This is a genomic window from Stenotrophomonas sp. YJH_SMC_119 (assembly GCF_059368315.1).
This window is the reverse complement of the sequence record NZ_JCAFRP010000020.1, coordinates 1-21,550: the sequence shown is the minus strand read 5'-3', so window position 1 is coordinate 21,550 and position 21,550 is coordinate 1. Positions and strand designations below refer to the sequence as shown.

The 21,550-nt window shown below is 67.0% G+C and carries 25 protein-coding genes; all 25 read right to left on the bottom strand.

Features of this window, described 5'->3' with window-relative positions; translation table 11 throughout:
* Positions 1-71: 71 nt before the first annotated feature.
* Positions 72-863 (bottom strand): flagellar biosynthetic protein FliR, encoded by a 792-nt coding sequence (gene fliR / locus AC5P6S_RS20035; RefSeq protein ID WP_005409539.1) that lies wholly within the window; start codon positions 861-863, stop codon positions 72-74.
* Positions 864-876: 13 nt separating this feature from the next.
* The gene (locus tag AC5P6S_RS20030; protein ID WP_005413254.1) at positions 877-1,146 is read right to left on the bottom strand and encodes a flagellar biosynthetic protein FliQ; all 270 of its coding nucleotides are present in this window, start codon (positions 1,144-1,146) and stop codon (positions 877-879) included.
* Positions 1,147-1,230: 84 nt separating this feature from the next.
* Complete coding sequence (gene fliP / locus AC5P6S_RS20025) at positions 1,231-2,010, bottom strand: flagellar type III secretion system pore protein FliP (protein ID WP_111193424.1); 780 nt, start codon at positions 2,008-2,010, stop codon at positions 1,231-1,233.
* A 1-nt stretch (position 2,011) separates the two neighbouring features.
* Positions 2,012-2,431 carry a flagellar biosynthetic protein FliO gene (gene fliO / locus AC5P6S_RS20020; RefSeq protein ID WP_010482437.1) on the bottom strand — a complete coding sequence of 140 codons (420 nt, stop codon included), beginning with the start codon at positions 2,429-2,431 and terminating at the stop codon, positions 2,012-2,014.
* Positions 2,428-2,763: a flagellar motor switch protein FliN gene (gene fliN, locus AC5P6S_RS20015; RefSeq protein WP_005409543.1), complete on the bottom strand. Its 336-nt coding sequence runs from the start codon at positions 2,761-2,763 to the stop codon at positions 2,428-2,430. The genes fliO and fliN overlap by 4 nt, the downstream gene beginning before the upstream one ends.
* Positions 2,760-3,764 carry a flagellar motor switch protein FliM gene (fliM, locus tag AC5P6S_RS20010; RefSeq protein WP_005409544.1) on the bottom strand — a complete coding sequence of 335 codons (1,005 nt, stop codon included), beginning with the start codon at positions 3,762-3,764 and terminating at the stop codon, positions 2,760-2,762. Before fliM ends, fliN begins: the two co-directional genes overlap by 4 nt.
* A gap of 10 nt (positions 3,765-3,774) precedes the next feature.
* Positions 3,775-4,290 (bottom strand): flagellar basal body-associated FliL family protein, encoded by a 516-nt coding sequence (locus AC5P6S_RS20005; protein ID WP_262205945.1) that lies wholly within the window; start codon positions 4,288-4,290, stop codon positions 3,775-3,777.
* Between the two features lie 246 nt (positions 4,291-4,536).
* Positions 4,537-5,694, bottom strand: coding sequence for a flagellar hook-length control protein FliK (locus AC5P6S_RS20000; protein WP_099561932.1), 1,158 nt, complete (start codon positions 5,692-5,694; stop codon positions 4,537-4,539).
* Positions 5,694-6,161 (bottom strand): flagellar export protein FliJ, encoded by a 468-nt coding sequence (gene fliJ, locus AC5P6S_RS19995; RefSeq protein ID WP_005413256.1) that lies wholly within the window; start codon positions 6,159-6,161, stop codon positions 5,694-5,696. Before fliJ ends, AC5P6S_RS20000 begins: the two co-directional genes overlap by 1 nt.
* Before the next feature lie 3 nt (positions 6,162-6,164).
* Complete coding sequence (locus AC5P6S_RS19990; protein WP_005413257.1) at positions 6,165-7,550, bottom strand: FliI/YscN family ATPase; 1,386 nt, start codon at positions 7,548-7,550, stop codon at positions 6,165-6,167.
* On the bottom strand, positions 7,547-8,188 hold the full coding sequence (locus tag AC5P6S_RS19985; protein WP_005409549.1) for a FliH/SctL family protein: 642 nt from the start codon (positions 8,186-8,188) through the stop codon (positions 7,547-7,549). Before AC5P6S_RS19985 ends, AC5P6S_RS19990 begins: the two co-directional genes overlap by 4 nt.
* Entirely contained in the window at positions 8,185-9,171 is a 987-nt protein-coding gene (gene fliG / locus AC5P6S_RS19980) for a flagellar motor switch protein FliG (protein ID WP_024958226.1), read from the bottom strand. Before fliG ends, AC5P6S_RS19985 begins: the two co-directional genes overlap by 4 nt.
* Before the next feature lie 7 nt (positions 9,172-9,178).
* The gene (gene fliF, locus AC5P6S_RS19975; protein ID WP_012480110.1) at positions 9,179-10,825 is read right to left on the bottom strand and encodes a flagellar basal-body MS-ring/collar protein FliF; all 1,647 of its coding nucleotides are present in this window, start codon (positions 10,823-10,825) and stop codon (positions 9,179-9,181) included.
* A 13-nt stretch (positions 10,826-10,838) separates the two neighbouring features.
* Positions 10,839-11,204 carry a flagellar hook-basal body complex protein FliE gene (gene fliE, locus AC5P6S_RS19970; RefSeq protein WP_005409552.1) on the bottom strand — a complete coding sequence of 122 codons (366 nt, stop codon included), beginning with the start codon at positions 11,202-11,204 and terminating at the stop codon, positions 10,839-10,841.
* Between the two features lie 435 nt (positions 11,205-11,639).
* The gene (locus tag AC5P6S_RS19965) at positions 11,640-12,056 is read right to left on the bottom strand and encodes a hypothetical protein (protein ID WP_044570072.1); all 417 of its coding nucleotides are present in this window, start codon (positions 12,054-12,056) and stop codon (positions 11,640-11,642) included.
* 177 nt (positions 12,057-12,233) lie between these two features.
* Complete coding sequence (locus AC5P6S_RS19960) at positions 12,234-12,713, bottom strand: hypothetical protein (protein WP_012480112.1); 480 nt, start codon at positions 12,711-12,713, stop codon at positions 12,234-12,236.
* A 140-nt stretch (positions 12,714-12,853) separates the two neighbouring features.
* On the bottom strand, positions 12,854-14,359 hold the full coding sequence (locus AC5P6S_RS19955) for a sigma-54 dependent transcriptional regulator (RefSeq protein ID WP_279940238.1): 1,506 nt from the start codon (positions 14,357-14,359) through the stop codon (positions 12,854-12,856).
* Positions 14,356-14,733: a response regulator gene (locus AC5P6S_RS19950; protein ID WP_005409556.1), complete on the bottom strand. Its 378-nt coding sequence runs from the start codon at positions 14,731-14,733 to the stop codon at positions 14,356-14,358. Before AC5P6S_RS19950 ends, AC5P6S_RS19955 begins: the two co-directional genes overlap by 4 nt.
* Positions 14,734-14,747: 14 nt before the next feature.
* Complete coding sequence (rpoN, locus tag AC5P6S_RS19945; RefSeq protein ID WP_012480114.1) at positions 14,748-16,157, bottom strand: RNA polymerase factor sigma-54; 1,410 nt, start codon at positions 16,155-16,157, stop codon at positions 14,748-14,750.
* 438 nt (positions 16,158-16,595) lie between these two features.
* Entirely contained in the window at positions 16,596-17,228 is a 633-nt protein-coding gene (locus AC5P6S_RS19940) for a response regulator (protein ID WP_005413261.1), read from the bottom strand.
* Between the two features lie 92 nt (positions 17,229-17,320).
* Positions 17,321-17,899: a PilZ domain-containing protein gene (locus AC5P6S_RS19935; RefSeq protein ID WP_005413262.1), complete on the bottom strand. Its 579-nt coding sequence runs from the start codon at positions 17,897-17,899 to the stop codon at positions 17,321-17,323.
* Positions 17,896-18,189 carry a hypothetical protein gene (locus AC5P6S_RS19930; RefSeq protein WP_495204728.1) on the bottom strand — a complete coding sequence of 98 codons (294 nt, stop codon included), beginning with the start codon at positions 18,187-18,189 and terminating at the stop codon, positions 17,896-17,898. The genes AC5P6S_RS19935 and AC5P6S_RS19930 overlap by 4 nt, the downstream gene beginning before the upstream one ends.
* Positions 18,186-18,602, bottom strand: coding sequence for a flagellar export chaperone FliS (fliS, locus tag AC5P6S_RS19925; protein ID WP_005409561.1), 417 nt, complete (start codon positions 18,600-18,602; stop codon positions 18,186-18,188). Before fliS ends, AC5P6S_RS19930 begins: the two co-directional genes overlap by 4 nt.
* Positions 18,603-18,730: 128 nt before the next feature.
* Positions 18,731-20,149 (bottom strand): flagellar filament capping protein FliD, encoded by a 1,419-nt coding sequence (gene fliD, locus AC5P6S_RS19920; RefSeq protein WP_012480116.1) that lies wholly within the window; start codon positions 20,147-20,149, stop codon positions 18,731-18,733.
* A gap of 440 nt (positions 20,150-20,589) precedes the next feature.
* A partial coding sequence (locus AC5P6S_RS19915; protein ID WP_495204727.1) for a flagellin occupies positions 20,590-21,550 on the bottom strand: 961 nt, incomplete at its 5' end.

The following is a 21,550-nucleotide window of genomic DNA, read 5'->3' as shown; positions in this document are numbered from 1 at the left end:
CCCGGTTGCCGCGCATTCACTCTAGCGCGCAGACCCGGGGGAAGGGCAAGCAGTAAAACGTGATGATCGGGTCAGTGCGTGACCGCGTCCGCAGCCTGGAAGGCGGCATCGAACAGGCGCTGTACCGGCGGGCCCATTTCCCCGGCCAGCAGGGCCAGCAGGAACAGGCCCAGCAGCAGTGAAACCGGCAGGCCCAGCTGGATCGGATTCAGTGCCGGGGCAGCACGCGCCAGCACGCCGAAGGCCAGGTTCACCGCCAGCATCGCCACGGTCAGTGGAATGGCCAGGGTCAGTGCGCCGCGCAGCACGGTCAGCAGGAAGGTCGGAGCGATGCTGAAGAAGGCGTGCGGGTCCGGCAGCGGGGCGCCGATCGGCAGCGCCCGGTAGCTGTCCACCACCAGCGAGATCAGCGCCAGATGGCCGTTGGCAGTGAAGAACAGCAGGCCGAACAGCAGGTAGAACCACTGCCCGATCACGCCGGAGGTGCCGCCACGAAGCGGGTCGCTCATCTGCGCGAAGGCCAGCCCGGTGCCCTGGGCGATCAGTTCGCCGGCCATCGCGCCGGCCTCGAACACCAGCCGCAGCAGGAAGCCGATGGACACGCCGATGGCCAGCTCGCGGGCGATGGTCAGTACGGTGGCAGCATCGAAGCCGGTCCAGTCCGGAACCGGCGGCAGCAGCGGTGCCAACGCGATGGCAAGGGTACCGGCCAGGATCACGCGGATCCGTGCCGGCACCGCGCGGGTGCCGACCATGGGCATGGCCATGGCCACCGCGCCGATGCGCAGCATGGTCCACAGCACGGTGCCGATCATGCCGAAGGCCTGCAGGCCGTCGGCAGCCATCTGGGTGGCGGCGTCCATCGAGGCGCGTGTCCTAGCCGATCAGGTGTGGAATGCGCTGGAACAGCAGCGTGGTGAATTCAACCAGGTGGCCGATCAGCAGGCTGCCCAGCGCGAACAGCACCGCGGTCAGTGCCGCCGCCTTGGCAACGAAGGCGATGGTCGGTTCGTTGAGCTGGGTCGCGGCCTGCACGACGCCGACCACCACGCCCACCACCAGTACGGTGAGCAGCAGCGGGCCGGCCACCCACAACACGGTGATCAGGCCGCCACGCAGTTCGGTCAGGGCAAGTTCGGGAGACATGGTCTTTCCATCGGTAGTGCCGGGCCGTGCCCGGCGACGCTCATGTAGCGTCGAGCCATGCTCGACGGCCGTTGCGGGGTTGGGTCAAGCCGGATTGAAGCTCGCCGCCAGTGTGCCGACGGTCAGCACCCAGCCATCGACCAGCACGAACAGCAGGATCTTGAACGGGGCCGACACCAGCATCGGCGACAGCATCATCATGCCCATCGACATCAGCACGCTGGCCACGACCAGGTCGATGATCACGAACGGGATGAAGATCAGGAAGCCGATTTCGAAGGCGGTCTTCAGCTCGCTGGTGACGAACGAGGCGACCAGCACCGGGAACGGGATCGCATCGGGGCTGGCGTAGGTGCCGTGCCCGGCGATGCCGGCGAAGGTCATCAGGTCGGTCTCGCGGATCTGCGCCAGCATGAAGGCGCGCAGCGGCGTGGTGGTCAGCGTCCAGGCGGTCTGGAAGTCGATGTCGCCGTTGAGGTACGGCGCCATGCCGGTGCTCCAGGCCTTGTCCCAGGTCGGCAGCATGATCATCGCGGTGAGGAACAGGGCCAGGCCGAGCAGCACCTGGTTGGACGGTGTCTGGCCGGTGCCCAGCGCCTGGCGCAGCAGGCCCAGCACGATGATGATGCGGGTGAACGAGGTCAGCACCAGCAGCATCGACGGGATCAGGGTGATCGCCGTCATCAACAGCAGGGTCTGCAGCGGCAGGCTGACCGGTGCACCGCCGATCTTGCCGACATTGATGTCCGGCAGCGGCGTGGTCGGTGCGCCGGGCGCGGCGAACGCCAGTGCCGGCAACAGGCACAGGGTAAGCAACAGCAGCCACGGCATCAGGGTGGCAAGACGGGTACGGGTGACACGCATGTCAGGGATCCTTGCGCAGCCGCTGCTGCAGCAGCTGGGCGAAATTCGGCAGGTTCTTGAAATCCGGCACGCGCACCGGCGCCGGGGGCGGCAACGGTTCGGGCAGGGTATGCAGGGTGTTGATGCCACCGGCGGTGACGCCCAGGAGCAGCTGCTGGCCATTGACCTCGACGACCACCACGCGCTCCTTGGCGCCCACGCTCAGGCTGGCCACCAGCTTCATGCCTTCGGCAGGGCGGAAGCCGCTGCCGGGCATGCGCTTGAGCAGCCAGCCCAGGCCGACGACCAGGGCCAGCACCGCCAGCAGCGCCAGCACCGCGCCGAACAGGCTGGGTGCAGCGGCCGCATGCTGGCCGACCTGCGGGCCAACCGGCGCGGCGGTCTTGCCGACCGCCAACAGGGTGGAGGCCAGCAGGCTCAACGCAGTCTCCGGATCCGCTCGCTCGGGCTGACCACGTCGGTCAGGCGCACGCCGAAGCGGTCATTGATCACCACCACTTCACCGTGGGCGATCAGGGTGCCGTTGACGAACACATCCAGCGACTCGCCGGCACCACGTTCCAGTTCCACCACCGAACCCTGGTTGAGCTGCAGCAGGTTGCGGATCGGCAGGCGCGCGCGACCGACTTCCAGCGACAGCGTCACCGGTACGTCGAGGATCACGTCCAGGTTCAGGTCCGGGCCGTTCGCCTCATCGGCCTGCAGGCTGCTGAACTGGGCCGGAGTGGGTTCGAGGGCGTCGATATCGTTCATTGCGGGTCTTCCTGGATGACGGGTACGCGCGGGCGGGTGCCCGGCGGATGGGTAGCGGTGATCTTCACGGCGTTCATGCCGTTGGCGATGCCGAACTCGCCGGTGAACACCGGGATGTTCTCCACGCACACCGGCACCTGCGGGCTCAGCTCGATCGGCAGGATGTCGCCGACCTTCAGCTGGGTCAGGTCACGCAGGGTCATGCGCTTGCTGGCCAGTACGCTGGACAGGGTGACTTCGGCGATGTTGAGCTGTTCACGCAGGGTCTTGCCCCAGCTCTCGTCGCGGTCGTTGCGGTCGCTCTGGATGCCTGCGTCGAGCAGCTCGCGGATCGGCTCCAGCATCGAATACGGCAGGGTGACGTGGATGTCGCCACCGCCGCCATCGAGTTCGACGTGCAGGCGGCACACCACGACGTATTCGCGTGGCGTCACGATGTTGGCGAAGTGCGGGTTGATCTCCGAGTTGATGTACTCGAAGTCGACGTCCATCACCGGTGCCCAGGCCTCGCGCAGGTCGGCGAAGGTCTGCTTCAGCAGCAGGTGGATCACCCGCATTTCGGTGGCGGTGAACTCGCGGCCTTCGATGCGGGTGGGGTAGCGCCCGTCGCCACCGAAGAAGTTGTCGACGATGGCGAACACCAGGGTCGGCTCGAACACGATCAGGCCGGTACCGCGCAGCGGCTTGAAGCGGATCAGGTTCAGGTTGGTCGGCACATACAGCGAGTGCATGTAGTCGTTGAACTTGATCAGCTCGATGCCGCGCACCGACAGCTCGGCCGAGCGGCGGATCAGGTTGAACAGGCCGATCCGCCACAGGCGCGCGAAACGCTCGTGGACCATTTCCAGGGTCGGCATGCGACCGCGGATGATGCGGTCCTGGCTGGCGAAGTCGTACGAGCGCGCTTCGCCTGACGGCGGTTCCGGATCGGTTTCGACCGCGCCACTGTCCACGCCGTGGAGCAGGGCATCGATCTCGTCCTGGGACAACAGATCATTCATCGGTGGGCCCTTACTGGGTCACGAAGCTGGTGAACAGCAGGTCGTCGGCACCATTGCTGCCGGTCTCGGCCTTGAGCACTTTCTGCACTTCGGCCAGCGACGCAGCCTGCAGCTTCTGCTTGCCGGCGACATCGGCGATCTGGTCCGGGCTGACCTGCGAAAACAGCATCAGCAGGCGTGCGCGGATGGCGGGTGCATGGGTCTTGATCGCTTCCAGCGCAGCCGGGTCACGGGTCATCAGCTGCACTTCCAGCTGCAGGTAGCGCGGACCGTCGACCGGGCCGTTGAGGTTGACCACGAAGGCCGGGTCCAGCGCGAAATACTGGGCCGGTGCCGGGGTCATGGTCTTCTTCGGGGCCTGCGGGGCCTTGTCTTCGTGCTTGGACTGGGTGAAGAACCAGACGCCGCCACCGGCGGCAGCGGCGGCCAGTACGGCCACCAGCGCGGTGATCAGGATCGGACTGCGCGGCTTGGCGGCCTTGTCCTTCTCGGCGGTCTTCTTGGTTTTGTCAGCGGCTGCGGCCACGGGGTGAAGCTCCTGAGGGTTGCTTCACCGGGATATGCAAGGGGTGTGCCGAAGGCGGGGCAGAGGGGTGCGACGGAATTCCGTCGGGGGGCGGTGGGGCCGTGCGGAGCAAGCTCCGCACCCACCAACGCGATACTGGCCGGTGCGGCTCTATTGCCCCGGTGCCCTGGTGGGTGCCGACCGCCCCGCTCTGGTGGGTGCCAACCGCACTGCCCTGGTGGGTGCCAACCTTGGTTGGCACGCCTGTCAGGCGTAGGCGTCCAGCAACCCGCGCTGGCGGATCAACTGTGCGGACGACACGTTGGTGTCGCCGGGCGACGGTTCTCCGTCACCGGCCGTCCCACCGTTGCCAGATGCTCCCGACGCATTGCCGTCGCCCCCCGGGGCCTGGTGGCCAACATCAGCGTGTGCCAGCTGGAAGCCCTGTTCGCCCAGCAGCTCGCGCAGGCGCGGCAGGCTGCTTTCCAGCGCCTGCCGCACGTCCACGTGCGGGCTGCTGAAGCTGGCGTGCACCTTGTCGCCGTTCAACTGCAGGCGCACGTCGACCGGGCCCATATCGTCCGGGCTCAGGCGGATATGGGCGTGGCCGATTTTCTGGTCGGCCAGCCAGCCCAGGCGTGCGCCGATGGCCTGGTCGAAGCCGTCGTCACCCAGCACGGGCTTCGGTGTGGGTTCGCCATTGAAGATCGCGTTGCCGGTGGCGAGCGCCGCCTTCAGGTCCTGTACGGCGGCCCCCGCCGGTGCATGCAGCAGTGGTGCACTGGCGCGGTCGCCGAGGACAGCCACGTCGCTGCCTTCGCCGCGCTCGCTGCGCTTGCCGGGCAGGATCATCTCCGGCAGTGGCAGCGCGGTGGCATCGTCCGCGCTGGTCGCCGCCGGTTTGCCGTCGGCCGTCGCTGCGGTGGCCGCTGCTGGCGCGGTTGCAGGCAGTGCCGGGTTCGCGGCAGGGGCAACGGGCAGTGCGCTGCCGTCGCTGGCCTGCGACGGTGCAGCGGTGGTCGGCAGGGCAGCGGCCGCATCCACGGGCGTCGGCATCGCCAGCACCAGGCCGGCCAGACCGAGCGGCGGCCAAGGGGCGTCTTCGGTCGCGGCGGGCTTGTCCTTGTCGGTAGCGGGTGCAGCCGGGGTCACGGCAACGGGCGGCAGCGGCGGCGCTTCAGCGGTTACCGCTTCGGCGTCGCTGCGTTCGCCTGGTGCCTGGCCACTGCTGTCAGTGGTCGACGGCTGGCTCGACGTGGATGGCGACGGCGTGGTGGCGCTGCCGGCAGGGGCGGGTGCAGAGGGCGCGCCGTCCTGCAGCAGCTGGCTGAAGTCCTTTCCGCCTTCGCTGCGCGGGGCGCGCGCCGCACTGTTGCTGGTGGCCGGCGTGGCAGGGTTGGCACTGCCGGCGAGTGGGGAGGGCATCACGAGCGACCTCCCTGCTCGGTGCCGTCCTGGTCTTCGGCCTGGACCAGGCGCGCGCGGCGCGCACCGATATCGTCCATCTCGCGCTGGTCGCGGCGGTCGGTCACCACTTTTTCCTGCGCGCGGTAGCTCGCGGCCAGCTGTTCCAGCACGGCCTTGTCACGGCTGGCCAGGATCAGCCGGGCGCGCTCGGCTTCCACCTTTTCGCGGTTGCCATTGACCGTGGCCTGCTGCTGTTCGACGGCACTGTCCAACCGGTCGAGGAAAGCGCGTCGGTTGAGCAGCTGCGCCGGGCTGGTGGCGGCCATCTGAGCGTTGGCGTACTCCTCGGCGTAGCGGCGCAGTTCGTCCAGTCGCGATAGATGGGTATCGAGCACGCGCTGGCGTTCGGCCAGGTCGCGGGCGACCGCGTCCTCGTGTTCCTGGGCCCGCTTGAGCAGGGGATCAATGCGCTTGGACTGGTTCATGGCTTAACTCTCTTGTTCCACCAGGCGCTGCAGCGCCGCCTGGCTGTGCGGGAGATCTGCGGCCTTGGCAACGTCCTGGCCGAGGAACTCCATGATTTCCGGCCAGCGTTCCAGGGCTTCGTCGGTGGCCGCGTCGTTGCCGCGCTGGTAGGCACCGATGGCGATCAGGTCACGGTTGGCCGAGTAGGCCGAGACCAGTCGCTTCAATTTGCGGATGCGCAGGCGCCACGGCTCGTCGGCGATTTCCGTGACCACACGGCTGACCGACGATTCAACGTCGATGGCCGGGTACAGGCCGCTGTCGGCCACGCGCCGCGAGAGCAGGATGTGGCCGTCGAGGATCGCGCGCGCCGCATCGGCGATCGGGTCCTGCGGATCATCGCCTTCGGTCAGCACCGTGTAGAACGCAGTGATCGAGCCACGGCCCTTGGCGCCATTGCCGGCGCGTTCGACCAGTGCCGGCAGCTTGGCGAACACCGACGGCGGGTAGCCGCGGGTGGTCGGCGGCTCGCCCACCGACAGGCCGATCTCGCGCTGTGCCTGGGCGAAGCGGGTCAGCGAGTCCATCAGCAGCAGCACGTTCAGTCCCTGGTCGCGGAACCATTCGGCGATGGCGGTAGCGCGGTAGGCACCGTGCAGGCGCGCCAGCGGCGGCCGGTCGGCGGGACTGGCCACCACCACGGCGCGGCGGAGGCCTTCCTCGCCCAGCGTGGTCTCGACGAAATCGCGCACTTCGCGGCCACGTTCACCGATCAGGCCGACCACGATCACGTCGGCGGCGGTGTAGCGGGTCATCATGCCCAGCAGCGTCGACTTGCCGACGCCGGAGCCGGCGAACAGGCCGACACGCTGGCCGCGGCCGATCGGCAGCAGCGCGTTGATCGCGCGCACGCCCACGTCCAGCGGCTGGGTGATCGGTTCACGCGCCAGTGGATTGATCGACACGCCGGCCATGCCGACATGGCCTTCGGCGCGGATCGGACCCTTGCCGTCCAGCGGCACGCCATCGCTGTCGATGACGCGGCCAAGCAGACCTTCGCCCACTTCCACGCCACCGCGGCGCGCCGACGGCACCACGCGGGCGTTGGGCAACAGGCCATGCAGCTCGGCACTGGGCATCAGGTAAGTGCGCTCGCCGGCGAAGCCGACCACTTCGGCATCGACCCAGCCGCCGTCGACCACTTCCACCTTGCAGCTGGCCCCCAGCGGCGCCTCGCAGCCGACAGCTTCCAGGGTCAGTCCGACCGCGCGGCGCAGCACGCCTTCGCGGATCAGGCCACGGCCATGGGCGGTATCCACGCGCAGTCCATCGAGGCGACGGGCCAGGCGCAGGTTGCGGGCCATGGCCCAGTCGGCCGGTGGCGGCGTCGGCTGCGGATCGGGGTTCATGCATTGGCTCCGGTCTGGCGGATCACCGCGTCCAGCGCGCCGCGCAGGCGGGCTTCCAGGGTGCCGTCGATGCGCACGGCTTCGGCGTGCACGCGTAGATCGCCGCGGCTGAGGCTGGTGTCTGGCACCAGGCGCTGTTGTGGCGGCAGGCTCAACAGCGGGGCGAGGGCGGCGATGTCATCCGGATGCAGTCGCACTTCTACCTCGCGGGTGCTGCCACCCACCGCGTCGATGGCCTCACCGACCAGCTGTGCCAGCAGTGCCGGGTCAGCTTCATAGGCGCGGCCGACCAGCGCACCGGCGATGCGTACCGCCAGCTCACCGAGTGCGCCGACCACTTCGTTCTCCAGCCGCACCAGGGGGCGGCTGAAGTTGTCGAGGATGCCTTCGATCTGCGCGGCGAGGCGACGCACTTCGGCCTGGCCCTGGCCGTAACCTTCGGCATGGCCGTGCTGGAAGCCTTCCTTCTCGGCGCTGTCCTGGATGGCCTGGATCTCCTCCAGGGTCGGCAGCTGCAGCGGCGGCTCCGGCTCGTGTTCCGGGTCCGGCTCGGTGAGTTCGAACGCATCCTCCTGCTCCAGCACCGGTTCAGGCTGGGCCAGCAGGTCCGGGGCAAGCCAGCGCACGACGTTGCTCACAGCATGGCCTCCGCGCTGCCACCGATGGTGACGGTGCCTTCATCGGCCATGCGCTTGACGATGGCCAGGATCTCGCGCTGTGCGCCTTCCACGTCGGACAGACGCACCGGGCCACGAGCTTCCATGTCTTCCAGCAGGATTTCGGCCGCGCGCTGCGACATGTTGCGGGTGATCTTGTCGCGCACCTTGATGTCGGCACCGCGCAGGGCCAGGCCCAGACGCTCGCCGCTCACTTCGCGCAGCACCAGCTGCATTTCGCGGTCATCCAGGTCGACCAGATCGTCGAACACGAACATCAGGTCCTGGATGCGGTTGCTCAACGGCGCATCGATGCGGGCGATTTCGCCCAGGATCGCCTGGTCCTGGCCGCTGTCCATGAAGTTCAGGATGTTGGCCGCGCACTGCACGCCGCCGATGTTGGACGATTTCAGGTTCTGGTTGCCGGCGAACTGGCGCTCCATGATCTCGTTGAGTTCATTGAGTGCGTTCGGCGGAATGCCGTCGAGGGTGGCGATGCGCAGCAGCACGTCCACGCGGGTACGGTCCGGCAGCAGTTTCAGCGCGTCGGCGGCCTGGTCGGTTTCCAGGTGCGCCATCACGATGGCGATGATCTGCGGGTGCTCGTTGCGCACCAGGTCGGCCACCGCACGCGGGTCCATCCACTTCAGCGCGTCCAGGCCGGTGGTGTTGCGGCCGAGCAGGATGCGGTCGATCAGGTTGCCGGCCTTCTCGCTGCCCAGCGCCTGCACCAGCATGTTGCGGATGTAGTCGTCCGAGCCCACGCCCAGCGAGGTCTTCGAGCCCAGCTCCTGGCCGAACTGGTCCATCACCCGTTCCACCTGCTCGCGGGTGATGTCGGTCATGGTGGCCATGGCGATGCCGATCTTCTGCACTTCCTTGGGTTCCATGTGGCGCAGCACTTCGGCCGCATCCAGCTCACCCAGGGACAGCAGCAGCACGGCCGCGCGCTGTACGCCGGTCAGTTGTGCCTCAGTCATTGGCCACCCAGCCCTTGACCACCTGGGCCACGCGCTTGGAGTCGGTCTTCACGGCTTCACGCGCCATCCGCAGTCGTTCCTCATAAGAATCCACCGGCAGGGCCAGTGCGTCTGGTCCGGCCAGGCTGGCCCGGTCGGCGCCCAGCGCCGGCAGCGGCATGCCATCGTCATCGACCAGCTGCACATCCGCGGTATGCGGTTCCAGTGCCGGTTCGTCGTTCTTCTTGTTCTGGCCGGTGATCGCACGCAGTGCCGGGCGCAGCACACCGAACAGCAGCGCCAGCACCACCACCGCGCCGAGCAGCATGCGGCCGGCATCGTGCACCCACGGCAGTTCCCACCAGGCCGGCCCTTCGACCGGCGTGGTATCCCGCACGAACGGGGCATTCATCACCGACACGGTATCGCCACGCTCGGCGTTGAAGCCGACGGCCTGCTTGACCAGCGCTTCGACGCGGGTCAGTTCGGCGGCCGACAGCGGCTGCGGGCTCATCTTGCCGTTGGCGCCGGCGCGCGGCACGTTGTCCACCAGCACCGCCACCGAGACGCGCTTGATGCGGCCTGCCGGCTGGCGGGTGTGCTGCAGGGTGCGGTCCAGCTCGTAGTTGCGGGTGGCGTTCTTGCTGCTTTCGGTCGGGGTCTGCGCGGTGGCCGGTGCAGCCTGCTGGCCCGGCGGGCTGTTGCTGGTCGCACCCGGCACACCCTGCGGGCCAGGGGTGCTGGTGGTGTTCTCGCTCATCTGCTCGCTGCGCAGCTTCTGCGGCTCACCGTTGTAGAGCTCGCGGGCCTCCTCGGTCACCGAGAAATCCATGTCCACGCTCACTTCCGGGTTGACGCGGCCAGGGCCGGTCATCGGTTCCAGCAGCTCGCGGATGCGCTGGTTGAACGAGGTTTCCTGGCGGCGCACCTGCTCGAACTGGGCAGCGTTGACCGCCGCTTCGCTGTTCGGGTCGGTGATGCTGAGCATGCGCCCACTCTGGTCGACCACGGTCACCCGCTCCGGCGCGAGATCCGGGATGCTGGCCGCAACCATGTGCACGATGGCATCCACCTGGCTGCGTTCCAGCTGCTGGCCACCACGCAGTTCCAGGGTGACCGAGGCACTGGCTACGTCGCGCTGGCGGGTGAAGGCGCTGGGCTTGGGAATGGCCAGGTGCACGCGCGAATCGCGCACCGGGCGCAGCGTGTTGATGGTGCGCGACAGTTCGGTTTCCAGCGCGTGCTGGTAGCGCGCGCTTTCGACGAACTGGCTGACGCCGAAGCCCGGGTCGCGTTCCATCAGCTCGAAGCCGAGCTTGCCACTGTCGGTCAGGCCGGAACCGGCCAGCTTCAGGCGGGCGTCGTGCAGGTTCTTTTCCGGCACGGTGATGCCACCGGTGGCCGGGTCGAGCGCGAACGGAATCTGCGCGGCGCGCAGCAGGTCGGTCGCTTCAGCGGTGGCCTTCTGGTCCAGGCCGGTGTACAGCGGGACCATGCCCGGCTTCTGCGACCAGAAGAACACGGACAGGCCTGCCGCCACCGCCACCGCGATCATCGCCATCAGGCCCAGCCGACGGGTGATCTGCAGGCTCTGCAGGCGGTCGAACCATTGCCCGGCCTTTTCGGCGTTCAGGCTGTCCTTGGAGAGCGTCAGTGCCATGCGTCTCTATTCCTTACAGCGGCATGTTCATCACGTCCTGGTAAGCCTGGACGAGACGGTTGCGGACTTCCACGGTGGCGCGGAAGGCGATCTGGGACTGCTGCGAGGCGACCATCACCTTGGCGAGGTCGGCGCTGGGGTCGCCCATTTCGAAGGCCTTGGCGAGGGCGCCGGATTTCTGTTGCGCATCGTTGACGCCGGCAATCGCACCACGCAGGGTTTCGGTGAAGCTGGCCGGCTGGGCCTGCGGTGCATCCAGCACCGTGCCCGGCAGGGCGTTGCTGCGAGGCGTTTCGCCCAGCGGGTTGAGCGCCGGCTGTCCCATCTGGGTCTGATAGGAGCGGATCTGCGAAAGGATCGAAGTGACGGAGTGGGACATCTGCAACGGTTCCAGAAACAGGGATGGGGTTGTCTGCTGTAGCCAGTGCAAGTGCCGTGCCGAAACCGGTTTTCGATTCAGTGAAGTGAGGGTGGGGGTGTTTGGTGGCAGGGCTGCGCCCTGCACCCGCAGAGGCCACGTCAACATCAACGTCAAAATCGGGCTATCCGTGGGGTGGCGGGGTGGGTCCGGTTACGGGGGACGCCGTAAACCCGTCCTTGGGGGCTTGGCCGCGGCATCCATGCCGCGGACACCCCCGCAACCGGACCCACCCCGCCTTCGACAGGTGGCCGCGATCTGTTGGAACCTGCGTCTGATGGTGCTTCTGATGATGGTGGGTGCCGACCGTTGGTCGGCACGGGGTCGGATCCCGTTGCAACGCAACCGGCTCTGACTCCGGTCGTGGCGCCATTTAACCGGCGTCGGTTTTCTGGCCTAGGGCTGCAGGGTCCATCGGCCGGAATTCTGGCGCTGGCGCGGGGCAATGGGTCCGTCGTGCTGGGTGTAGATGAAGCGACCCTGGCGGTCGCTCTGGCAGGTCAGCAGCAGGGTGTAGTGGGCGGGGCCGGCCGGGTGGGCCTCGGTCATGTGGAGTTCCGCGATATGCGGGGCCAGGCGCTGGTAGCGGTAGCTGCCGCCGATGCGCAGGTCGGTGCCGAGGATGTCGAGCACGTACTGGCTGCCGGCGAAGCTGACCTGGACCATGCGTCCGGCATTGGGGTTGTCCGGGGCGTACAGCGGGTCGCTGAGGTTGGTGAACTGGCGCTGGTCGAGCGTGGCGGGCAGGATGCAGTTGGCCGCGGTGGCCAGGGCCGGGCAGAGCAGGACGGCGAGCAGGATCAAGCGATGCATGTGGACCTCCTTGGGATGTCCTTGCCAATGCACCGCAGTTCGGCGCTGCTGTCTTTAGGAAGACTTGTAAACGCGGGAGTTTCGGCTCCCTACCGCAGGTGGCACTTTGACCCCTGCGAGTTCGTTCAGCTGGTCGGCGCGGCGTGCTCGCATTCGACGCCTCGCATGGGCTTCGGGTTAACCGTTGCCTCGGGCATTTGAGGAGCGTTCCTTCACTTCCTGCAGCCACGCTTCGAACATATCGGAAGGCAGGAGATCTTCGGTATTGGAGAAATGGAGATCGTGGCTGAACTTGACGCTCAGCTTTTCCGTAACGGCGTCGAAGTGCGCCTTCAGCTGGGTAGGGGGTTCTCGATCATGATTCTTATGAAGTTCAAGTAGGCGATCAAGATCGTCCAAGAGAAAATCCAGCAGGGCGCTGCCACGGGAATCGGAAAGGTCAAACGGCTGACCACTTCCGGCCGCGGGAGCGTCGTTCAACTGGTTGGTCCTGTAGAGGTGACCGCCAATGTCATAGAAGACGTCTGCAGATGACGTCCCATCTTCCGCTGCACCGTACAGGTAGACCCCATCCACGCGATGCTCTCCGTACTCCAGGCAAACGCTCAGCATTGATTCCAGTATTTCCTGCATGGAATCTTCGAAGGTCCCGTTCATGGCATTCCCTGGTCGAAATCACAACCCTTGAGGCTATTGCGTAACGAAGCAGAACGCATTGGGAAAAGTTGTAAATCTCAAAAACACGAACGCCCGGGCAAGCCCAGGCGTTCGTGCCCCCTTCATGCTGGTAGCGCGCTTCAGCCGGCCAGTTCGGCCTGCTCGCGTTCGATGCCGTACTTGCGCAGCTTTTCCACCAGGGTGGTGCGGCGCAGGCCGAGCAGCTGGGCGGCGTGGGCGACCACGCCCTGGGTGCGTTCCAGTGCTTCGTTGATCAGGCCCAGTTCGATGTTGGCCATGTGGTTGCGCAGGTCCATGCCTTCGTCGGGCAGGGCGGCCGGTGCCGCCGGGCGATTGACAGCGATGCCGTGCTCCAGCGCCGGCTGGTTGCCGCTGCCGGGCGTGTGGAACGAGAAGCTGCGCAGGTCCAGTCGCTCTTCGCTGGTGGCGGGCTGTGCCGGCGCCGGCGTAGCGACGGCGGCCAGCGCGGCATCGCCACGGTAGCGGGCCGGCAGGTCCTGTACGCGCACCGATCCACCCGGATGCAGCACGGCCAGGCGCTCGACCAGGTTGGTCAGCTCGCGCACGTTGCCCGGCCATTCGTAGCCCGCCAGTGCCTGCAGGGCTTCCGGGGTGAAGCGCACTTCGCCACGGCCGGTGCGCGCCAGCTGTGCGGCGATGGTTTCCACCAGTGCCGGCAGGTCCTCGCGACGCTCGCGCAGCGCGGGTACTTCAATCGGGAACACGTTGAGGCGGTAGAACAGATCCTCACGGAACTTGCCTTCGGCGATGCGGGTTTCCAGATCACGGTGGGTCGCGGCCACGACACGCACGTTGCAGCGGATGGTCTGGTTGCCACCGACGCGCTCGAAGCTGCGTTCCTGCAGCACGCGCAGCAGCTTCACCTGCATCGGCAGGCTCATGTCGCCAATTTCGTCCAGCAGCAGGGTGCCGCCTTCGGCCATCTCGAAGCGGCCCTTGCGCGCGGTCAATGCGCCGGTGAAGGCACCCTTTTCGTGACCGAACAGTTCGCTTTCCAGCAGGTCGGCCGGAATGGCGCCGCAGTTGATCGCCACGAACGGGCCATCACGGCGCGGCGAGCGCTGGTGGATGGCGCGCGACACCACTTCCTTGCCGGTGCCGGATTCGCCCAGCACCAGCACGGTGGTGTCGAACGCGGCGACCTGCTCGATCATGGTGCGCAGCGCGGTGACCGCCGGGCCGTTGCCGGTCGGTCCCTGGTCCTGCGCGGCGCCGGCCTGGTGCTCGGCATCCAGGCGCTTGAGGCTGGCGCGGCGCAGCAGGGCTTCCATCTGCGCGTGGCGCAGCGGCGTCTCCAGCGGCCAGATGTTGGCTTCGTGCAGGCCGTGCTGCTGCGCGAAGGCTGCGGCATCACCGTCGGCCAGCAGTACCGGCGGTGGCAGGCTGCTGCCGCCCAGCCAGTTGTAGAGTGCGGCGCTGGCGGCGTTGTCGTCCAGACTGCCGACGATCACTGCCATCCAATCGTTCTGGCGCTGCCGGCCCAGATCGAAGTCGGCCGCGTCGGAGACCCAGCGCGGGTTGAAGTCCATGAACTCCAGCAGGGCAACGGTGCGCTCTGCACGCACGGCGTCGTTGTCCAGCACAAGGATGCGCGATTCGCTCACGACTGTTCCTCCCTGAGGCCTTCCAGGATCGGCATGACTTCCTGGATGTAGGACAGCTTGCTGACGAAATTGTCGGCACCGGCACGCAGCGCGTGCTCGCGGTGCTCGGCGTCGTCGAAGTGGCTGGCGATCACGATGTACGGTGCGTCGTCCTGCGACTTGATCAGGCGGGTGGCCTGCAGGCCGCCCATCTCAGGCATTGCCAGATCCATCAATACGACCTGCGGGCGCAACGTTTCCGAACGCTCGATCGCTTCCAGGCCGTTGCCGGCGCTGCCGACGATCTGCAGCCAGTCGATCTTGCGGAAGTGGCGCATTGCCGCGTTGATGAAGCCCTCGTGGTCATCGACCAGCAGGACGGTAAGCTTGTTCATGTGCAACATCCTTTTCAGCCCACCCGGGCCAGCTGTGGTTGCCTGGCGCCGAGCCGGCGCCGTTCACGGGCCGGGGCGATGTCCAGTTGTTCCCGGTATTTTGCGACGGTTCGGCGGGCAATGTTCACCCCCTGGCGTGACAACAGGCCGGCGATCGCCTCATCGGCCAGTGGCCGACCGGCCGGTTCGGCGTCGATCAGGCGGCGGACCATGGCCTTGACCGCCTGCCCGGAGACGCTGGCGCCTTCCAGTCGGACGGCGAAGAAATGCTTCAGTTCGAAGGTGCCGCGCGGGGTCTGCAGGAACTTGCCGGTGGTGATGCGCGAGACGGTGGACTCGTGCATGCCGATTTCCTCGGCCACTTCCTTCAGGGTCAGCGGTGCCATGGCTTCCTCGCCACGCACCAGGAACGCGGCCTGGCGCTCAACGATCACCCGTGCGGTGCGCAGCAGGGTGTCGTAGCGCATCGACAGGCCGCGGCTGAACCAGCGCGCTTCCTGCAGCATCTCGCGCAGTGCCGGGGCGGCCTCACTGGTCTCTGCCAGCGCCTGTTCGTACTGGCTGTTGATGGAGACGCGGCGACTGGTGGCCGGGTTCAATGCCACTTTCCACTGGCCATCGGCGTGCCAGGCGACCACATCCGGAACCACAACGGCATTGCGTTCCGGCAGCAGGCTGTCGCCTGGGCGTGGCTGCAGCGACAGGATCAGGCGTACCGATTCGCGCACATCGTCGATCTCGGCGTCGTGCTGGCGGGCGAGGGCGGGGTAATCATGTGCGGCCAGCGCATCGAGTGCGCCGTCCAGGATGCGCGTGGCCAGGTGGCGGGCAGGCACCGCGCCGTGCAGGCTGCGCAGCTGCGCCTGCAGGCCCTCGCGCAGGTCCTGGGCGGCCATGCCGGCCGGGTCACCGTGCAGCAGCTGCTGGCGGATGGCTTCGACGCCGTCGGCGTCGATGTCGAACTGGGCGCTGGCCAGCAGCTGCAGCTGGCCCAGTGGCGCCTGCAGGTAGCCAGCCTCGTCGCAGTGGTCCAGCCAGAATGCGGCCACTGCCAGCTGGCGATCATCCATGTCCAGCGACAGGCGCTGCAGCACGCGCAGCTGCGGGTCGGTGGATTCGCCGGCGGCGATGCGCGCCATGCGGTCGTCGTCGCCGTCCTGCCAGCTGGCGCCGGCCACGTCCCACATCGACGACTCAGGCAGCTCGTCGAACGCGGCGGTTTCCAGCGTCGCGGTGGCAACGTCGGTGGCGTCGGCGGCCGGTGCTTCGGGTTCTTCGATTTCCAGCAGGGGATTCGAGTCCAGCAGGCGCTGGATTTCCTGTTCCAGGTGCAGGCCATCAAGCTGCAGCAGCCGGATCGACTGCAGCAGCTGCGGGGTGAGGTGAAGTTGTTGGCCCAGCTGGGTCGAGAGTGCAGCCTTCATCGTGGTTCCCCGGCGCCGCTCCCCGGCGCCTTGTGGAACGCATCTTGCTTTTGATCCGGCGGGGGCGGAATCGGGGGGTTCCTGAGGGGCTTCGTGAATTTCCTGACGGCGTGTAGGGATATTCCCTACATTGGCGCGGAATGTTGACGATGAGCTCCGCTAAGTTGCTGATTTCCGGTGCAAGGCCCGGATTGATCGGGCTGCGCCGTGTACGGATTCCTGTCGGGGAGTGTCGGGATGACGGGAATTCGACGCTGGGTGCGGGTTGGCTGCGTCGGCTGTCGATAGAGACGATCACCGGTAGAGTCGACTGTCAGTCGACTGCTCTCCGATCAGACCAAGGAAAAGTCCCGCGCTCCGCGCGCAAGTCGACTGACAGTCGACTCTACCAGCAGCCCACTCTACCCAGCCATCGCTTCGTCACGCCGAGGCTGGCGCTTACTCCAGCTCGTGCTGATGGCGCGCGGCCAGCAGCAGCAGATCGTTGGCGCGACGGCAGCCCAGTGACTCCATCATGCGTGCGCGGTGGGTTTCCACTGTCTTGACGCTGATGCCGAGGTCGGCGGCGATTTCCTTGTTGCTCTCACCCTTGCCGATGCGGCGCAGGATCTCGCGCTGGCGCGGCGACAGCGCGGCGATGCCGGTGGGTTTCTCGCGGCCGAGCATCGGTGCCAGCATCTTGGCGGAGATCTGCGGGCTCAGGAACACCTGACCGGCATGCGCCGCGCGAAGCGCCAGCTCCAGTTCCTGCGGCGCCGCATCCTTGACCACGAACCCGACCGCGCCGCGGTCGAGGGCATCGCGCACGTGCGCGGCGTCGTCGTGCATGGTCATCATCACAACCCGGGTACCTGGCGCGCGCAGCCGAATATCGCTTAGCGCTTCCAGACCCGTACGGCCAGGCAATGACAGGTCCATCAGGACCACGTCCGGGGCGTGCTGCAGGGCCAGCTGCAGCGCCTGTTCGGCGTTGCTGGCCTCTGCAACCAGCTGCACGTCGGCAAACCCCTGCAGCAGCCGCGCCAGGCCGGCGCGGACCAGGGTGTGATCGTCGACGATGAGAACTCGCACAGGCACGCAGCAGGTCCGTGTAGGGGAGTCCACCTTAACTTAGCTGAACGGGCGCGCCAAGGCTTGCCCGCCAAGCGTGATGGTGGCAGGTTTCAGCGCGCCCGGCGTGCCTCGGCCACCTGGCGCCGGTGCAGGCGGAACAGGTGGCGCTCCATGGCCATTTCCAGGCCATCGCCAAGGCGCTGGAAGCGCAGCCACAGATAGTGGCCGCCGCCGCCATCGGCCGCTTCGGCAATCACTTCCACCGGCAGGTCGATATGGTCGGGCAGCCAATCACTGGGCTGCAGACGGACCAGGCCCGCCTGGCCCGGGCTGGCGCCACTGCGCGGGCCCAGCTGCAGGCGGATGCCACGGCGCGACCAGCGCACCGGGCGCAGGGTCAGTTCCTGGCCCTGCTGGCGGACCAGGCGGCCAAGCAGCACCATCGCCAGATCCAGCTTCGCCTCCAGCCGCTGCAATTGCAGGCTGGCTTCATTGCGGTCGTCATGCTCGTCAACGCGGCTGTCTTCAACCAGCGCCAGGCTGCGCAGCAGGCCCTCGGCACTGCCGGTACGGCCGGTGCCACTGCCTGCCTGGAATTCGGCGGGCAGTGCCAGCTCGCAGCTGAGCGTTTCGTCGAACAGCTCGCTTTCGGCGGGATGGTGCAGTGACGTTGTCGGCAGTTGGGTCATGCCAGCGATTCTGCCTGCAGGTAGGCATGGGTCGCGCGAAGAGAGCGCTGGCCGTCATTCATCAGTGCTGCCACCGCATCGCGACGCTGGCGCAGCAGGCCCAGCAGGTTCTGCTGGCGCTCGAACAGCGCACTGAGTGGTGCGTGGTCGTCCGAGGTCAGCGGCTGTCTGAGCAGGGCATGCAGCGTGCTGTCGTGACCGTCGAGCAGGCTGTCGGCCTGGTCGAGCGCATCTTCGCCCAAGGCCTTTTCGAAGGCGTCCAGCTGGGCGTGCAGTTCGTGCAGGCTCATGGCGCCACCGCGGCCGGGCGGCGCTGTTCCTGCGGGATTGCATTCCAGGCGCTGTCGATCTCGCCCAGCAACTGAAGGGATTCATCGAGGGCGGCACGGTCGTTGTGCAGGTTGGCCTCGGTCAGGCGCTGCAGCACGTAGTCGTAGAGTGCCGAAAGGTTCCCGGCGATTTCACCGCCAGCCTCATGATCCAGCGAGCCATTGAGGTGGCCGACGATCGCGCAGACCTCGCCGATCGCCTTGCCCTTGCCGGCCTGGTCGCCACGCTCGAGGCTGGCCAGGGCGCGCCGCACGCGCTCCAGCGCGCCGGCCAGCAGCATCGCCACCAGCTTGTGCGGATCGGCATCGGCGACCGCACTGGTCACTCCCACCTGGCGGTACTGCTCGGCATATTGACGGCTGGAACCGTACATTCGTGATTCTCCTTGCGCGGGGTGCCGCCGGACGGTCGTGGGGACCGCTGCCGGCGGTGCGGCGTTGATTGCTGTTGCGTCCGTTATCGGTGCGTTACACGCCAAACTTGAGCGTTGCACGCAGTCCTTTAGCGGTTCAGCTGTGCCAGCTGCTGCTGCAGCGACGTATTGCTCTGCTGCAGCTTGCCCATCAGGCTGTCCAGCGCGATGAACTGCTTCTTGTAGCGCTCCTCCACGTTCTTCATGCGCGTGTCGAGGTCCTTGCGGCGCTTGTCGATGTTGTCCAGCGTGGTGTTGAGGCCCTTGGTGCGGGCGACGAAGGCGCCTTCCTTGCCGACCGTGGTGCTGACGTAGCCGTCGACCATGGTGTAGAGCGTGCCGGCACCGCCGGTGTCACCGGTGATTGCCGAGCGGATCTTCTCGGGCTGACTGGCCAGCGCGGCGGCAAACTTGGTGGCGTCCAGCACCAGGCTGCCGTCGGCGTTGGGGTAGCCACGCGTCTGCAGTCCCAGCGTTTTCGGGTCCAGGCCATCGGCGGACAGTTCCTTCAGCACGCCCGACATCACCGAGCGCAACTGGCTGGAGGCACCACGCATCTGCGCGTCGCCGGTCAGCGTGGCGGCTTCCTTGGTCTTGGCGTCGTACTTGGTCTCGGTGTTGATCGCCGCGATTGCTGCGTTGTAGGCGGTCACGAACTCCTGCATCACCTTGGTGGCTGCAGTGGTATCGGTGCTGATCACGACGGTGCTCTTGCCCTTGACCTTGAGGTTCAGGGTCAACCCCGGCACGGCGTCGGCCACGGTGTTGCTGGCGCTGACCACCGTGACGCCATCGATGGTCAGCTCGGCATCGGCTGCCGCGGTGTTTTCCTGGAGGCTGCCCACCAGTGCGGTCAGTTTCGGGTCGCTGCCGCCGTATTCGAGCTTGATGGCATTGGCGGCGCCGGTCTTTTCCTGGGCGATCGACAGGTACTGGTTGTCGCCCGAGGCGATCAGGGTCGCCTGCACGCCTTCCTTCCGGCCTGCGGCGTCGATCTTGTTGCGCACGGTGGTCAGCGTATCGCCGGCTTCCACCTCGACCTTCATCGTCTTTGCCTTGTCGCCAACGCCAACGGTCAGCGTCAAGGTTCCGGCGCCGAAGGTGTCGGTCTTCCCCACCGAGGTATTGGCAATCAGCTTGTGCGCGGTGGCAAGGGATTTCACCTCCACCTGATGCGTGCCATTGGAGGCCGCTGCCTTGGTCGTGCCCAGGTCGTACAGTGCCACCGAGGCCGTCAGCACGTCGTCGGTGTTGGCGGGCTGTGCCTTGCCGGTGGCGGTCACCGTGCGGGTATCGAAGGCCGTGGTGGCCTTCAGTGCGGTCAGTGCGGTCTTCAGCTTGTCGAAGGCCGCAGTGACGGTGCCGATCGACGACAACTGCATCTTGGCCTTGGACTGCTGCAGGTTCAGCGCGTTGTCGGCGGGCTTGCGGTCGGCCGCGACCAGCTGGTTGACGATGTCCGAGATGTTGAGCCCCGAGCCAATGCCACCGTATCCAAAGCTTGCCATGTGATTCTCCTGGTATCCGGGCCTGGCCGTCGTGCGGTGGCCCGTCGTCAACGAAAATAGCGGCCTGCGCCGCTGGGTCTTGAGGACTTCGTTGATGCACGTGCCGTGCCAATGGTCTGGCGCAGGTTCTGGCACGCGGGTTGCAGGAGGGCTGGGGCAGGGTGCGGGTAGGTTCACCGCGGGCTGCCGGGAGTCTGCAAAAAGCCCTCCCCCAATGCAGGGGAGGGATCAGGCTACTGACAATCGGGGGGAGACGAAGCCGCCCGGTACGTACAGTCAAAGGTACAGCGCTGAAAGAGAGGTCCGCAGGAGCGGGCGATGCCAAGCCGGTTCGGGAGTGATCCCGGGCCGGGCATGGCCCGCGCCTTCGTGCATCGTGGCTTCCCGGTTGCCGCTACCGTCGGTTCGACCCGACGGTAGCGGCGCCTTCTTGCCGTGGATCAGCGCAGCAGGCTGAGCACGCCCTGCGGCACCTGGTTGGCCTGGGCCAGCATGGCCGTACCGGCCTGCTGCAGGATCTGGGTGCGGGTCAGTTCTGCGGTTTCCTTGGCGAAGTCGGTGTCCTTGATGCGGCTGCGCGACGCCGACAGGTTTTCCGACGAGGTCTGCAGGTTGGCCACCACCGAGGTGAAGCGGTTCTGGATCGCACCGAGGTCGGCGCGGGTGCTGTTGATCGCACCCAGGGCCTTGTCGACCACTTCCATCGCCTGCTGTGCACCCTTCACGGTGGACACGTCGATCTTGTCGGCGAAGCTCTTGGCCACTGCGGTGGTGCTGGCGGTGATGTCGCCCGGGCCGGTGGCGATGCCGGTCCAGGTGCCGGTTTCCACGGCGATACCGAGGAAGGCGCCATTCTTGTCGACGCTGTCCTTGACCGAGCTCAGGTTGATCTTGCCACCACCGGCAGCGTCGACCTCGGCCAGGACGCCGGTCTCACCGATCTTGGCATTGATCGCAGCGACCATGGCCTTGGTGGCGGCGTCCTGGGTCTTGGTGCCATCGGCACCGCCCTGGGCGGCCACGTCGATGTCGGCGATGCTGATTGCCGAACCTGCGCCGTTGGTGATGGTCATGCCGGTCATCTTCACGCCGGTCGTGGCGTCTGCCGGAGCGGCGATGGTAAAGCTGACCGAATCGAACATCGCACCACCCAGGGCATTGGCCTTGGCGTCGATGGTCTTGTCGATGGCGATGGCCTGGCCGGCGTTGGCGCCGACCTGGAACAGCTGGCTGGAGAACGAACCGTCCAGCAGCTTGGTACCGTTGAAGTCCGACTGCTTGGCGACGCGGTCGATTTCCGAAACCAGCTGGGTCACTTCGGCCTGCAGGGCCTTGCGGTCGCTGGCCGAGTTGGTGGCGTTGGACGCCTGCACCGACAGCTCGCGGACGCGCTGCAGGTTG

What these genes read in the sequence shown, in the direction of transcription:
- fliR (WP_005409539.1), bottom strand. Translation starts at nt 863, where the DNA reads ATGGACGCCGCCACCCAGATGGCTGCCGACGGCCTGCAGGCCTTCGGC.
- AC5P6S_RS20030 (WP_005413254.1), bottom strand. Translation starts at nt 1,146, where the DNA reads ATGTCTCCCGAACTTGCCCTGACCGAACTGCGTGGCGGCCTGATCACC.
- fliP (WP_111193424.1), bottom strand. Translation starts at nt 2,010, where the DNA reads ATGCGTGTCACCCGTACCCGTCTTGCCACCCTGATGCCGTGGCTGCTG.
- fliN (WP_005409543.1), bottom strand. Translation starts at nt 2,763, where the DNA reads ATGAACGATATCGACGCCCTCGAACCCACTCCGGCCCAGTTCAGCAGC.
- fliM (WP_005409544.1), bottom strand. Translation starts at nt 3,764, where the DNA reads ATGAATGATCTGTTGTCCCAGGACGAGATCGATGCCCTGCTCCACGGC.
- AC5P6S_RS20000 (WP_099561932.1), bottom strand. Translation starts at nt 5,694, where the DNA reads ATGCCCTCCCCACTCGCCGGCAGTGCCAACCCTGCCACGCCGGCCACC.
- fliJ (WP_005413256.1), bottom strand. Translation starts at nt 6,161, where the DNA reads ATGAACCAGTCCAAGCGCATTGATCCCCTGCTCAAGCGGGCCCAGGAA.
- AC5P6S_RS19990 (WP_005413257.1), bottom strand. Translation starts at nt 7,550, where the DNA reads ATGAACCCCGATCCGCAGCCGACGCCGCCACCGGCCGACTGGGCCATG.
- fliF (WP_012480110.1), bottom strand. Translation starts at nt 10,825, where the DNA reads ATGGCACTGACGCTCTCCAAGGACAGCCTGAACGCCGAAAAGGCCGGG.
- fliE (WP_005409552.1), bottom strand. Translation starts at nt 11,204, where the DNA reads ATGTCCCACTCCGTCACTTCGATCCTTTCGCAGATCCGCTCCTATCAG.
- AC5P6S_RS19965 (WP_044570072.1), bottom strand. Translation starts at nt 12,056, where the DNA reads ATGCATCGCTTGATCCTGCTCGCCGTCCTGCTCTGCCCGGCCCTGGCC.
- AC5P6S_RS19960 (WP_012480112.1), bottom strand. Translation starts at nt 12,713, where the DNA reads ATGAACGGGACCTTCGAAGATTCCATGCAGGAAATACTGGAATCAATG.
- AC5P6S_RS19950 (WP_005409556.1), bottom strand. Translation starts at nt 14,733, where the DNA reads ATGAACAAGCTTACCGTCCTGCTGGTCGATGACCACGAGGGCTTCATC.
- rpoN (WP_012480114.1), bottom strand. Translation starts at nt 16,157, where the DNA reads ATGAAGGCTGCACTCTCGACCCAGCTGGGCCAACAACTTCACCTCACC.
- AC5P6S_RS19935 (WP_005413262.1), bottom strand. Translation starts at nt 17,899, where the DNA reads ATGACCCAACTGCCGACAACGTCACTGCACCATCCCGCCGAAAGCGAG.
- AC5P6S_RS19930 (WP_495204728.1), bottom strand. Translation starts at nt 18,189, where the DNA reads ATGAGCCTGCACGAACTGCACGCCCAGCTGGACGCCTTCGAAAAGGCC.
- fliS (WP_005409561.1), bottom strand. Translation starts at nt 18,602, where the DNA reads ATGTACGGTTCCAGCCGTCAATATGCCGAGCAGTACCGCCAGGTGGGA.
- fliD (WP_012480116.1), bottom strand. Translation starts at nt 20,149, where the DNA reads ATGGCAAGCTTTGGATACGGTGGCATTGGCTCGGGGCTCAACATCTCG.